Source organism: Burkholderia sp. AU30280, assembly GCF_020420125.1.
In the GTDB taxonomy this organism is placed as follows: domain Bacteria; phylum Pseudomonadota; class Gammaproteobacteria; order Burkholderiales; family Burkholderiaceae; genus Burkholderia.
In genome coordinates this window covers 261,295-273,868 of record NZ_JAIZRY010000011.1, presented here as the reverse complement: position 1 = coordinate 273,868, position 12,574 = coordinate 261,295, and the positions used below count along the sequence as shown (strand labels likewise).

The following is a 12,574-nucleotide window of genomic DNA, read 5'->3' as shown; positions in this document are numbered from 1 at the left end:
TACCAGCGTTGTCGAAGGCATCAACAACACCATCAAGGTCATCAAGCGCAGGGCCTACGGCTATCGCGACGAGGAGTATTTCTTCCTCAAGATCCGCGCCGCGTTCCCCGGAATTCCGCGTTGAACCCCAAAAAAGCCCGACACAGTCGGGCCAACGAGCGAGATACAAGGAGAGATCCCGCTCACCCCTCATCGAGCGGTCACACCGTACGACCTGACGTCATCGTGATCCTGGCGATAGCCGACCACCGGGCACGGCGTTGCAACCGATCGTCGATCGACAGGCTTGCCTGGAAGGATTCGGAAAGAAACGGCTACTGCGCAACCGGCGTGCCGGATGAACCGTCCGCCGGCATCGTCGGCAAAGGAATGGCCGCGCTGTTCGACCCGCTGCCCGTTGCGCCGGCTGTATTCGTGGTGCCCGTCTGTCCGCGGCGGCCGCGGTGCGCGCCACGCGCGACCGGCGGCGCGCTCGCGGCAACCGGCTGTATCGGCGGATGCGCGATGTACTGGAAGTTGTCATTGATCGCGCTATTGCCCGTATCGTAAGACCGGTGCACGAACACGCTGCTGGTCACCGGTTCGCTGGCTTGCGCGAACGCCAGCGGCACGGCAGACACCATCGCGGCGGCCGCCGCCGCGCTCAACGCGGCGATCCGCACGAGCGAACCGGCATCGCGGACTGTCGGGCGTACTGTCACGTTAGGTTTCCTCCAATGTGCATCCGGTCGGCGATCGTTCGGCCGCCGGTGGCGCCCACCCGAAAAATTGGCCCGCACCGGAGCGCGGGCCCAACCGAGAACACAACAACACCTTGGGGGGGTATCAAGGCGAGGCCAGTCTAGCCCGAGCCGCCCGAAAGAAAATTTCAGGCCAAATTACAGCTATTACTCCATATGACGAAGCCTCGGTCGAAGCCTCGGCCGCTGTCGTGTGCGGCCAAGTGGTGACGCATCGTCCGCGAGCCCATGTGACGACTCGGCTCCGCGCGTCGTTCGCCGGCGTCGCTTCAACCTTCCATTTGCCCTGCAAACGCAGTCGCCGTCAAAGCCAGCGGCGTTGCCATTCGCGTAAGCCCCGGATGCCGCACGCACGCCCTGCAATGAGCCCGATCAACACGCGCCAGACAGATGCAGCGTGAACCATTCCACCGCCGCCTGGCTGGTTGCATCGAAGTGCTCGATATACGGCGTGAAATGTCCGCCCTCGAGCAAGAGCAAGCGCTTCGGCTCCAGCGCGCTCTCCCATGCGTTGAGGCACAGGTCGGTGGGCGTCAGCAGATCCTGGTCGGCCACGATCATCAGCAACGGCGTGGGCGAGATGCGATCGACATACTGGCCCGGCTCGTTCTCGCGCGACAGCTCGGCGCTGCGCAACGTCACTTCGTTTTTCCAGTTCGGCGCACACCGCGCCGCCGACTCGGTGAAGAACCGGTACGCATCCGCACCGGCCATCGCACAGGCTGTCGCGGGATCGGCACTCACTGCCGGCAACATCGCCGGCGGGCCGCCCGCGAAGCGCTGCCTGCGATCTTCAGCGAAGCGAGCCAGCATCGCCGGCACCAGATCGGAACGCGTACGGCGCAATGCCGACTGATAACCGCTGATCGTCGGCACCTGCGACACCACGCATTTGACACGCCGGTCGATCGCCGCGACTTCGAGCACGTGGCCGCCGCTGTAACTGGTGCCCCAGATGCCGATGCGGGCGGCGTCGACGTCGGGGCGGGTGAGCAGATAGCTGATCGCATCGCGATAGCCGCGCTTCTGTTGCACCGGGTCGATCTCCTGACGCGGATACCCGTCGCTCGCGCCGAAATTCCGGTGATCGTAGAGCAGCACGCCGAAACCGCTGGCGGCGAACACCTCGGCGTAGCGGTCCAGATATTGTTCCTTCACGCCGGAGAAACCGTGCGCCATCACGATGGCCGGATACGTTGCCGTATCGGCGATGCGCTGCGCCGGCTCGTAGTACCAGCCTCGCAGTGTGGCGGCTTCGGACAGGAATTCGATGTCGTGTCGTGTCATGTCGGCTTACCTCGTTCGGTCAGTGGGTTCGATGACCGACACGATAAGCGTGGGCGCCACGCCCTGCGTTTGCTGGAAAGACGAGTGCTACGCGGAATCGGACAGTTTCGCGTAAGCGCTGGGCGTCATGCCGGCAAACCGGCGAAACACGGTCGAGAAGGCACTCGCGGTTTCGTAGCCGAGTTCGGCCGCGACGGCGATCACCGAGCGCCCCGACGCCAGCAGCGGGCGCGCGGCCGAAACCCGGGCCTGCTGGCGCCACTGGCTGAACGAAAGCCCGGTTTCGGCAGTGAAAAGCCGGGCCAGTGTCCGGCTCGACGCACCGACTTCATCGGCCCATTCCGCCAGCGTTCGCGGCTCGGCCGGATTCGCCAGAATCGCGTCGCAGACGCGGGCAAGACGCCGGTCCTGGCCGGACGGCAGCCGCAGGGGCTGCTCGGGGGACCACTCGATTTCGGCCAGCATCAGCTGGATGACGAGATCGTCGCGTCCGTCGGGATGGATCTCGACCGGGAACGACGACGCGCGCACGATCAACTCACGCAGCAGCGGCGACACGTTGACGAGGCTCGGCTGAATCGGGGTTGCCGATCGGTATGCGCGCGGGTCGACGTAGGCGGTGCGCAATTCGAGCGGCCCGTGGGCGCGCATCGCGTGCGGCAGGTCGGGCGGAATCCACAGTGCGCGATGCGGCGGGATCATCCAGAGCGACCGGCACGCGATGACTTCGGCGATGCCCGTCGTGGTGTAGACGAGTTGTGCGCGTCGATGCCGATGCTCCGGGACGACGAAACCGTCGGGAAATGCTTTCGGCATGACGGCGGCGATACCGGGTGCATGCTGGTAGTCGCGCGGGTCGGTGCTCTTCGTCACGCGTGCGATACCGTCACGCTTTGGCTCTGCCGCCGTGTTTTGCTCGATCGCTGTGCCGTGGCCGCGCCCTTCGACCTTCATCGCTCGTCCTCTCGTTTGTGCGGAATCGCCAGGTCATGCGGTCCCGGCGAATCGGACAGATGATACGAGAATGTCGAATCCCGGGGATCGCGGAATGAAGCAGCGAATCGGTCACGAGATCGCGCTGTCGATTCGCTGTACCGCGCACTCGATAGGTCGCGTTGAACTTCCGGTCTCGCCGGTTTCAGCGCAGTCCGCGCGATCTTGGAAGTTCTGTTCCGTGCTGCTATCGTTGAGCACCTTTTGAAGATTTCGGAGCGGGAGATACATGCCCTTGATCTTGCGTCGAGCGATTGCGGCCGATGCCGCGGAGGTAGCCGAAGTCTATCTCCGGTCGCGCAACACGCTGGCATCCTACGCGCCGCTCGCGCATTCCGAAGCCGCCGTCCGCGATTGGATTGCCAACATCCTCGTGCCTTCGGGCAACGTTACCGTTGCCGTGAACGATCGGCGCATCGTCGGCATGGCCGCACACGTCATCGCCGACGGCGTGGCGTGGCTTGACCAGTTGTATGTATGCCCCGAATTCAAGCGACGCGGGATTGGTTCTTCCCTCCTGGAATCAGTGAAGTCGCAGACGGTCGGCAGGCTCCAGCTCCATACGTTCCAGATGAATCGCGATGCTGCCGCGTTTTATGAACGGCATGGGTTCGTTGCAGTTGCATACGGCGATGGAAGCAGGAATGAGGAAGGTTGTCCCGATGTTTTGTATTGCTTGATGCGGTAACTTTCGGCTCGCATCATTTGTCTTGTCCGTCGTCGGCAAGATTGAAGGATTGCTCGGAGTCGGAAACGATGAGGGCTTTCGTGGGCAAACGCCAAATGCGGCCGTTCGACACGAAGCCCGGAATCATCGACAAGCACCGAGACCACACGTTAAAGCTTATGCACTGTCCATACTGTTCCGCCGATCTCGTTGAAACGACCGGCGGAGAGCTCCGGTGTTCCTTGTCGGGGGCGCTTTTTAGCGCCGCTGTTCGGGAGCAATTCGAGACGCTTGCGCTGAAAGGCCCCTCTTTAACTTGCAAGTCGGCGCAGTTCAGGCTGGGACGGTGGTTTTGCCCTTCCTGCGGCAAGGAAACCGACAACGGAGTTTGCGGCAAATGCGGCCTGATGATCACCGGTCGGCTAGCACGACAACTGCTGGAATTGAATCCACACGAGCGCAACTGAATGTATCGTCAAAATAAGGACAGACAGGCGAAGGGCAGTCAGAAATGCCTACTGCACATTATTTAGACGCGGCTTTTAGACGCGAGGGGAATAAGAAGTGGGCTCATGGAGCCGATGCAAGTGTGATCAATTCGTTCACGAAACCTGTTTTGCGGAACAAGCATATCTCTGCTCGCGAGGGAAGGCTTCCTCGATGAGGATCATGTCGCAAAAGGCGCGGACGACCTGATCGCTGATCTCGCTCGGCGGTCCGAACTTCTACTTACATGCTGGAACTGCGGACGAAAAATCTTGGTGAGGGAGACCAAAGACGTGTTCGAGGCCCGGTTCTTCAAGCCGGAACAAGACAGGTAAAATTTAAATCTGCAGGGGGTTCGCATGGCGCATCGAACGGCCGCTTCGAGAATCATCTAAGGACCGCAATGGGTCGGAACCCGCCGGACCGACGCCGCCCCGATACCGGCCACTCGACGACGCAACCGGATTCCATGACAATCTCTCCTGTCCCGTTCGTTCAGGGCAGGTCAATCCACGATGAAACCCCATGAAAGACTGGTTGAAATAGCACGACAGTCATCCTGGTGTATGTCTGCGCTGTCCGCGGTACGTACCATGGGCCTCGAGTCCTGGTGTATCGGCGCTGGGGCCATTCGCAATCTGGTCTGGGACTCGCTGCACGGATATGCGGCTCCGACACGATCCGCTGACGTCGATGTGGCCTACTTCGACCCGTCCGATTTGTCGCCGACGCGCGATGCGGAAATCCGGCGCGGCCTCACGGCGCAGCGTCCCGACATTCCGTGGGAGGTCACGAATCAGGCCGCTGTTCATCTTTGGTTCGAGAGCACATTTGGGCACCCAGTGCTCCCCCTCCGTTCACTGGCCGAAGCCGTTGCATCGTGGCCGGAATACGCAACGGCGGTAGGACTGACTTTGCTCAGGGACGGGACGATTGAAGTCTGCGCACCATACGGACTCGACGACCTCTTTTCCATGGTCGTACGACGCAATCCAGCGCGCGTCAGCATTGATACCTACCATCGGCGAATCGAGCAGAAAAGATACACGGACCGCTGGCCCCGAATTACCGTCATCGCTTAGAAAAACCACCGGCTGTGAAGGGAAGGGTTGCCGACATAAGTCGCCCATAAACCGTCAATAGACGCGAAAGGATTTCCCGAGTGTTCACAACAGCGTTCGTCGTTGAGGTTGCCGCGGCCGAATCAGCGGTAGCGGACCTCCGGAGCCGGTTTGATGCTAACTGCAACTTGGGCGTTCCGGCGCATATCACCGTTCTGTTTCCTTTCATGCCGCCTGACGAAATTACACCCGATGTACTTCATCAGGCAGAAAGCGCACTGAGTGTTGTGCAGTCGTTCGAGTTTTCGTTGACGAAGGTCGGGCGGTTCGCGGTTACCACCTACCTTTCGCCCGATCCGCCAGCCCCGTTCGTCGCCTTGACAACTGCACTGGTCGAGCGATTCCCCAGGTTCCGCCCTTACGGCGGTGCACACGATGGCGTCGTTCCACATTTGACTGTCGCGCACGGGGACGCTGCGACAGCACATTTTGCCGCCGTTGAGCTCGAACGTCGGCTGTCTGCCCGGCAGGCGATTCGAACGTGCTGCAACTCCGTGGCGCTATTGGAAAATTCGTCTGGTCGCTGGAAGCGGATGCATGTCATTGATCTTCCGAAGAGCAAGGCGCCACAGTCCGGTCTCGATAGTTGAACTACCGTGCCGGACGTCCGGCTCGTCCGGAGCGAACGGCTCGTGCAGGACAACGAATTCCGCCCCAGGCCCGTATCGCGACTCACGCATCCCGCACGTTACGTAATCCGCAGGAACATCCCCGCTTTCTCAGGCAACAGCGACGGTTGAAACCCGTAGCGCGCGTAGAACTTCGGCGTCCCGTGATCCGCCATCAGGCTGACATAGGCAGTCGGCGGCGCATGCTCGTGAATGTAGCCCATGAGCGCCCGCATGATCTGGTCGCCCACGCCTTTCTTCTGGTGAGCAGGCAATACCGCGATATCGACGATCTCGAAGAAACAGCCGCCGTCGCCGATTACCCGGCCAATTCCGACCGGGACGCCGTCGCAATACGCTACGACACTGAACAGGCCATTCCTCAACCCGATCGTCGCGGCCTGCTCCGACTTTCTGCTCAACCCCGCGGCAAGACGAATGTCGATATATGCAGATACCGACGGGACTTCCTGTCGAACGACGTATGCCATGCGAACCCTTCAGGTTAGCCGTACAGGCGGAGGAACCGACCTCGCCGCGCATGCGTACCTCGAACCCGGCACCCGAACGCGCGCATCGGACAAGACCATGACCATGAATCCGGCGAGGCGATGGACCGCTGGCGCGGCCACCCACCATCCACTGCCTCGCCAAACCCGCAAAACGCCTTAAAGAATCCGATCCAGCGCGTCCGCAAACCGCGCAACCGCCCCATCGACATCATGCAGCTTGTCGAGACCGAACAACCCGAGGCGGAAGGTCTTGAAATCCTCCCCCTCGTCACATTGCAACGGAACGCCAGCCGCGATCTGCAAGCCAACGTCGGCAAACTTCTTCCCGGTCCGGATCCCGTCATCGTCCGTATAACTGACCACGACACCCGGCGCCTCGAACCCTGGCGCCGCCACACTCCGGAAACCCTTTTCAGCCAGCAGCGCACGAATGCGCTTGCCCAGCTCGAGCTGCTCCTCTTTCACCTTGTCGAAGCCGTACGCCTCGGTTTCCTTCATCACATCCCGAAGCGTCGTGAGACTGTCCGTCGGCATCGTCGCGTGGTACGCGAACCCGCCGCCCTCATAGGCTTCCATGATCTGCAGCCACTTGCGCAGATCGCACGCGAAGCTGGTGCTGGTCGTGCCATCGATGCGTTCGCGGGCCAGCGCGCCGAGCATGACCATCGCGCAGCACGGCGACGCGCTCCAGCCTTTCTGCGGCGCGCTGATCAGGATATCGACGCCGCTCGCCTGCATGTCGACCCACACCGTGCCGGACGCGATGCAATCCAGCACGAACATCCCGCCGACCGCATGCACGACATCCGCCACCGCGCGCAGATACCCGTCGGGCAGCATCATCCCGGACGCGGTTTCGACGTGCGGCGCAAAGACCAGATCCGGCTTGTGTTCCTTGATCGCCGCGACCACTTCGTCGATCGGGGCCGGCGCGTATGCGGCCTGCCGTCCCGCTTCGACCGGGCGCGCCTTCAGCACCGTCGTTTCGGACGGAATGCTGCCCATGTCGAAGATCTGCGACCAGCGGAAGCTGAACCAGCCATTGCGGATGACCAGGCACTTCCTGTTCGTTGCGAACTGCCGCGCGACGGCTTCCATGCCGAACGTCCCGCTGCCGGGGACGATCACGACGGACTTCGCGTTGTAGACTTTCTTCAGCGTGCCGGAGATGTCGCGCATGACGCCCTGGAAGCGCTGCGACATATGGTTGACCGAGCGATCGGTGTACACCACCGAATATTCGAGGAGCCCCTCGCGGTCAACATCGGGAAGTAATCCTGGCATGCTCGCCTCCGGTGAAAGATGAACGATGGAATCTGGGCAAGCAGTGTCCGTCATGCGATACCGCGCTGCACCCATGCAATTGCGTTATTGTCTCGACGAAAGCAGATTCTAACGAACACCGCACGCCGCTTGGCGCATATTTTGTCGGCCGCCCGGCGCATGCCCGACGTGGGCGCCCCCGTCTGAACCGCCCGCCCCGTGGCCGTCCACGCCGACCGTTGCAGCACACGAAGCCCTCGAAGCCCTGTTCCATGTATGGACAAATGGCACTTTCGCCGCGTGCCGCCTACCATGTCGACTCCCCCCTTCACGACAGAGTCTTCGATGATCCCCAACCGAGCATCATCACGGCAGCCGTCGGCCGATCCCGCGCTCGCCGAGCGCGTCGATGCGGTACTGTCCCGCCAACTCGAAACGCAACGCCTCGTCGGCGTGGTCGTCCTGGTCGCACGCGACGGCGAACTCGTCTATCGCCGCGCAGCCGGATTCGCCGACCGCGAAGCGCGCACGCCGATGCAGGAGGACACGCTGTTCAGGCTCGCGTCGGTGACGAAGCCGATCGTCTCGGCGGCCGCCATGGCGCTCGTTGCACAGCACAAGCTGTCGCTTGACGACGACGTCACGCGCTGGCTTCCCGAGTTCCGTCCGGCACTGCGTGACGGCAGCGTGCCGGTGATCCGGGTGCGTCACCTGCTCACGCACACCGCCGGCCTCGGCTATCGCTACGCGGAAGCCGACGCGATGTGCGCGTATGCACGAGCGGACGTCTCCGACGGGCTCGATGGCGCATCGATCACGCTCGCCGAAAACATGCGCAGGATCGCAAGCGTGCCGTTGCAGTACGCACCCGGCACCGGCTGGAACTATTCGATCTCCATCGACGTGGTCGGCGCGGTCATCGAGGCCGTCAGCGGGCTGCCGCTCGCCGATGCAATCGATGCGCTGGTGCTCCGCCCGCTCGGCATTCGCGACACGGGATTCGTCGCACGCGACGCCGCGCGGCTCGCGACGCCCTACGTCAACGACACGCCGCAGCCGCACCGGCTCGCCGAGGGCGAAACCGTGCCCATCTTCGAAGGAACCGTCGGCGTGACGTACTCGCCGTCGCGCGCGCTCGACCCGGGAGCGTTCGCGTCGGGCGGCGCCGGGATGGTCGGCACCGCCGGCGACGTGCTGAACGTGCTCGACACGCTGCGGGCGGGCGGCGGCACGCTGCTGCCGGCCGACCTGGTCGACGAGATGGGGCGCGTCCACACCGGCAACCTCGAGTTGCCCGACCTGCCCGGCGCGGGTTTCGGGATCGGGTTTTCGGTGTTGCGCGACCCGCAAGCGGCCGCGTCGCCGGAGTCCGTGGGCACCTGGCGCTGGGGCGGCGTCTATGGCCATTCGTGGTTCGTCGACCGCGCCCGCGGGCTCACCGTCGTGTCGCTGTCGAACACGCTCTACGAAGGAATGAACGGCCAGTACACGCTCGATCTGCGCGACGCGGTCTACGGCGCAGGCTGACACGCGCCACGACACGCGCAACAAAAAAAGGCCCGACACGGTCGGGCCAATGAGTCGAGACACAAGGAGAATCCCGCCCACCACACCGGGCGGATTACGCCGCGCTACACGACGTTCTTTTCGACGATCGGCCGGTTTTCCAGCACGCGCGACCAGCCGAGCGTCGACAGGTCGAGCGTGTCGTAACGCCCGCCCAGAATGAGTTCACTGACGCCGCGCCCCGTCGCCGGCCCTTGCTGCAGCCCGTGGCCGCTGTAGCCGTTCGCGAACACGACGTTGTCGAGTTCCGGGTGATACCCGATGATCGCGTTGTGGTCGAACACGTTGTACTCGTAGTACCCGGACCAGCAGTTCTCCACGCGCAATGCCTCGAACTCCGGCACGCGATTCGCGAGCGTCGGCCAGATCACCTCGTCGAACAGGTCGTGATCGACTTCGTCGAGCGGCAGGTCGTCCGGGTCGCGATCCGGGCTGGGCGACGTCCCGCAGATATACGTGCGCCCTTCCGGCCGGAAATACACGCCGGTCGGATCGATCAGCAGCGGGCAATCCGTGAGCTTCGCCGGCGACGACACGTTGAAGATGCTGCGGCGCCGCGCATACACGGGAATGTCGATGCCCATCATCGACGACAGCGTGCGCGTCCACGCACCGGCCGCGTTGACCAGCGTGTCGCACGCATAACGCTCGCCGTCGCCCGTCACGACCTGCGTGATCTTGCGCCCGTCGCGCTCGACCGACTTCACATCGGCCGCCACATAACGCGCGCCGAGCGCCTGCGCCTTCTTGCGCAGCGCCTGCACGAGCCCGTAGCCGTCGAACCAGCCTTCACCGCTCACGCCATACGCGCCGGACACGAGATCGTCGACGTTCAGCCACGGAAACTTCGCGCGCAGCGCATCGCGATCCATCAGCCGGATGTCCGCGCCGAGGCTCGTCTGCAACGCATGGTTCTCGCGCAGCGTCGCATCGCCGGCCGGCGTCGCGAGGAACAGGTAGCCGCCTTCGTGCAGGTCGATCGACGGCCGGTGGCCGTCCACTTCGAGCCGTTCGCCGATCGTGCGCAGGAAGTCGATGCCGAACAGCGACATCTCGATCGACAGCGGCGTCGAGAACTGCTGGCGAATCGACGCGGCCGACAGCGCCGACGACGAGCGCGCATAGGTGGGGTCGCGCTCGATGACGGTCACGGAAACCGTGGGATCGGTGGCGCGCAGGAAATAGGCGATCGAGCTGCCGATCACACCTCCGCCGACGATGACGACTTGAGAACTCACGACTGACTCCAGTTGCACATGTTGGGCGCGGCCAGCCGGCCGCGCCCGTGGGTTGTTCGTGCCGCGTCACGCGCGGCGTCGCGCGGGCAGGCTCGTGCGGCTGCAACACCGGCGTGCGCTGCGGGCGCAACCGGTCGCTGACGGCATTTCAGCACGTCCGGCATCGCCGCGAAAGTCCGCGCGCGTGGTGCGTTCAATCCGCCGATTTCGTCGTGACGGGCTGCCACGCAGCGTTCTTCACTTCATACAGCGTCGAGCTCGGGTTCTTCAGGTCGCCCGTGTTCGTGAACGCGATCGTGCCCGTGATGCCGTCGTAGCGCGTGCCCTTCAGCGCGCCGTTGAAATCGGCCGGCTTCGTCGAGTTCGCCTTCTGCATCGCATTGATTGCGATCCACGTCGCGTCGTACGCGAACGGCGCATACGCGAGCATGTCGACGCCATACTTCTGCTTGAATTTCGTTTCGAACTCCTTGCCCTTCGCGAGGCGCGACAGCGGCTGCCCGTATTCCCACACGGCCGCGCCTTCCGCCGCATTGCCGGCCAGCCTGATGAAGTTCGCGTTCATCACGCCGCCGCCCGCGAGGAACTGCGCGCGGATGCCGAGCTGGCGCATGCGCTTCACGAGCATCGCGGCCTGTGCGTCAAGCCCGCCGAAGAACACCAGATCGGCCTGGGTGCTCTTGATCTTCGTGAGCTGCGCGCTGAAGTCCACCGCCTTGTCGTTCGTGAATTCGCGCGCGACGATCGTGCCGCCGTTCGCCTTCACGGCCTTCTCGAATTCGTCGGCTTCGCCCTGGCCGAACGCGGTGCGGTCGTCGATGATCGCGATGCGCTTCGCCCGGGTCACGCTCGCCGCATAGGCGCCTGCGTTGCCGGCGTTCTGCGTGTCGGTCGCGATCACGCGGTACACGGTGCCGAGACCGGCGCGCGTGATGTCGGGATTGGTCGCCGACGGCGTGATCATCGGAATGCCGGCTTTCGCGTAGATCTTCGATGCGGGCAGCGTCGTGCCGGAATTGAAGTGGCCGATCACGACGGCCACCTGCGCGTCCGCGAGCTGCTGCGCGGCCTGCACGCCGGTGCGCGGATCGCTCTGGTCGTCCTGCGACGCGACGACGAACTTCACGGGCTTGCCGCCGACCGTCGTATGCGCGGCATTCGCTTCGTCGACGGCCATGCGCACGCCGTTCTCGATGTCCTTGCCGTACGCGGCGCCACCGCCCGTCAGCGGGCCGGCCACGCCGACCTTGACGACCGTCTCCTGCGCATGAACCGCGCCGGTCTGGAGCGCGAGGATCGCGGCAGTCAATGCGACGCCGGAAAGCGAACGAATGCGGAACGTCATGACAATCCTTGTTCTGGGGGCCGGGATGCAACGCGCGACCGCCGCGCGTCGGCAACCTCCCGCGTGCCGGTCATCTCGTCCGCCGCCGGGGCGTCATGCGATGCCCGCAAACCGGCCGGTCGATCGCCGCGGCTCCGTCTCCGAAGAGCCTTTCATCGCGAAAGAGGTGAATGGATTGTGGATAGCCAATACCCGTGCAGCAAACGAAAATTCGGAACTACGTTGTGAGGATTTGTCATCAAGTTCCGCGTTCGCGGCCGGGCCGCGGCCCGCGCAACGGTGGGCCGTGGGTCGACAGTTGCCGTGGGACGCCACGCCGGCGCCCGTCCATCAAGGCCGGCGGCGGTCATGCCGGCGGCTCATCACCATTGCGATGACGGCCCGGCCGGCCAGCGCGGCGCCCGCGGCGCCGCGTCATCGGTCAGCGCCGATCGGTGCCCGTCTGCTTGCGCACCGCATCGGCCGCCTCGCCGGCCTGCTCCTGAATCCTGCCGGCCTGCTGTTCGGCGACGCCTTCCGCTTCCGTCTTGCGGTCGCCCGTCACCTTGCCGAGCGCTTCCTTGACCGAACCCTTGACCTGCTTGAGCCTGCCTTCGATGCGATTCCTGTCCATGGTCGTCTCCTGCGATGGTTGGGGAGAACCGGCGATGTAACGGCCAGCGCCGCACCGCCGAATGGACAGGATCGCAAGCGGGCGCCGCGCGCGGCAGATGCGGATGCACCAGCGCACATGGTGCATTCGTACCGA

General features: G+C 63.9%; 14 protein-coding genes. 6 read left to right on the top strand and 8 right to left on the bottom strand.

Features of this window, described 5'->3' with window-relative positions:
* Window positions 1–124 (top strand): transposase (locus LGN17_RS25260; RefSeq protein ID WP_147299358.1); only part of this gene is annotated, 124 nt, incomplete at its 5' end.
* Window positions 125–314: 190 nt separating this feature from the next.
* Here LGN17_RS25260 and LGN17_RS25255 read toward each other — a convergent pair.
* From LGN17_RS25255 to LGN17_RS25245, 3 genes are all read right to left on the bottom strand, one after another.
* Entirely contained in the window at window positions 315–701 is a 387-nt protein-coding gene (locus tag LGN17_RS25255) for a hypothetical protein (protein ID WP_226199126.1), read from the bottom strand.
* A 411-nt stretch (window positions 702–1,112) separates the two neighbouring features.
* Window positions 1,113–2,027 (bottom strand): alpha/beta hydrolase, encoded by a 915-nt coding sequence (locus LGN17_RS25250; protein ID WP_226199124.1) that lies wholly within the window; start codon window positions 2,025–2,027, stop codon window positions 1,113–1,115.
* A gap of 87 nt (window positions 2,028–2,114) precedes the next feature.
* Window positions 2,115–2,981: an AraC family transcriptional regulator gene (locus LGN17_RS25245; RefSeq protein ID WP_226199123.1), complete on the bottom strand. Its 867-nt coding sequence runs from the start codon at window positions 2,979–2,981 to the stop codon at window positions 2,115–2,117.
* 268 nt (window positions 2,982–3,249) lie between these two features.
* On the opposite strand from LGN17_RS25245, the gene LGN17_RS25240 reads away from it, so the two are divergent.
* From LGN17_RS25240 to LGN17_RS25225, 4 genes are all read left to right on the top strand, one after another.
* Window positions 3,250–3,708 (top strand): GNAT family N-acetyltransferase, encoded by a 459-nt coding sequence (locus tag LGN17_RS25240; RefSeq protein WP_226199122.1) that lies wholly within the window; start codon window positions 3,250–3,252, stop codon window positions 3,706–3,708.
* A gap of 68 nt (window positions 3,709–3,776) precedes the next feature.
* Window positions 3,777–4,154: a hypothetical protein gene (locus tag LGN17_RS25235; protein ID WP_226199121.1), complete on the top strand. Its 378-nt coding sequence runs from the start codon at window positions 3,777–3,779 to the stop codon at window positions 4,152–4,154.
* 534 nt (window positions 4,155–4,688) lie between these two features.
* On the top strand, window positions 4,689–5,255 hold the full coding sequence (locus LGN17_RS25230; protein ID WP_226199120.1) for a nucleotidyltransferase family protein: 567 nt from the start codon (window positions 4,689–4,691) through the stop codon (window positions 5,253–5,255).
* Between the two features lie 80 nt (window positions 5,256–5,335).
* Complete coding sequence (locus tag LGN17_RS25225; RefSeq protein WP_226199119.1) at window positions 5,336–5,884, top strand: 2'-5' RNA ligase family protein; 549 nt, start codon at window positions 5,336–5,338, stop codon at window positions 5,882–5,884.
* Between the two features lie 98 nt (window positions 5,885–5,982).
* Here the strand turns inward: LGN17_RS25225 and LGN17_RS25220 are convergent, their stop codons facing one another.
* Both LGN17_RS25220 and LGN17_RS25215 read right to left on the bottom strand, forming a co-directional pair.
* Window positions 5,983–6,393, bottom strand: coding sequence for a GNAT family N-acetyltransferase (locus LGN17_RS25220; RefSeq protein ID WP_226199118.1), 411 nt, complete (start codon window positions 6,391–6,393; stop codon window positions 5,983–5,985).
* A 177-nt stretch (window positions 6,394–6,570) separates the two neighbouring features.
* Window positions 6,571–7,698, bottom strand: a complete 1,128-nt coding sequence (locus LGN17_RS25215; protein WP_226199143.1) for an aminotransferase class V-fold PLP-dependent enzyme — start codon at window positions 7,696–7,698, stop codon at window positions 6,571–6,573.
* Between the two features lie 324 nt (window positions 7,699–8,022).
* Here LGN17_RS25215 and LGN17_RS25210 point away from each other — a divergent pair, with 324 nt between their 5' ends.
* Window positions 8,023–9,204 (top strand): serine hydrolase domain-containing protein, encoded by a 1,182-nt coding sequence (locus tag LGN17_RS25210; RefSeq protein ID WP_226199117.1) that lies wholly within the window; start codon window positions 8,023–8,025, stop codon window positions 9,202–9,204.
* Window positions 9,205–9,308: 104 nt separating this feature from the next.
* Here LGN17_RS25210 and LGN17_RS25205 read toward each other — a convergent pair whose 3' ends face one another.
* From LGN17_RS25205 to LGN17_RS25195, 3 genes are all read right to left on the bottom strand, one after another.
* Entirely contained in the window at window positions 9,309–10,481 is a 1,173-nt protein-coding gene (locus tag LGN17_RS25205) for an NAD(P)/FAD-dependent oxidoreductase (protein ID WP_226199115.1), read from the bottom strand.
* Window positions 10,482–10,674: 193 nt separating this feature from the next.
* On the bottom strand, window positions 10,675–11,826 hold the full coding sequence (locus LGN17_RS25200; protein ID WP_226199113.1) for a branched-chain amino acid ABC transporter substrate-binding protein: 1,152 nt from the start codon (window positions 11,824–11,826) through the stop codon (window positions 10,675–10,677).
* A gap of 421 nt (window positions 11,827–12,247) precedes the next feature.
* Window positions 12,248–12,439: a CsbD family protein gene (locus tag LGN17_RS25195; RefSeq protein ID WP_175954499.1), complete on the bottom strand. Its 192-nt coding sequence runs from the start codon at window positions 12,437–12,439 to the stop codon at window positions 12,248–12,250.
* Window positions 12,440–12,574: the final 135 nt, after the last annotated feature.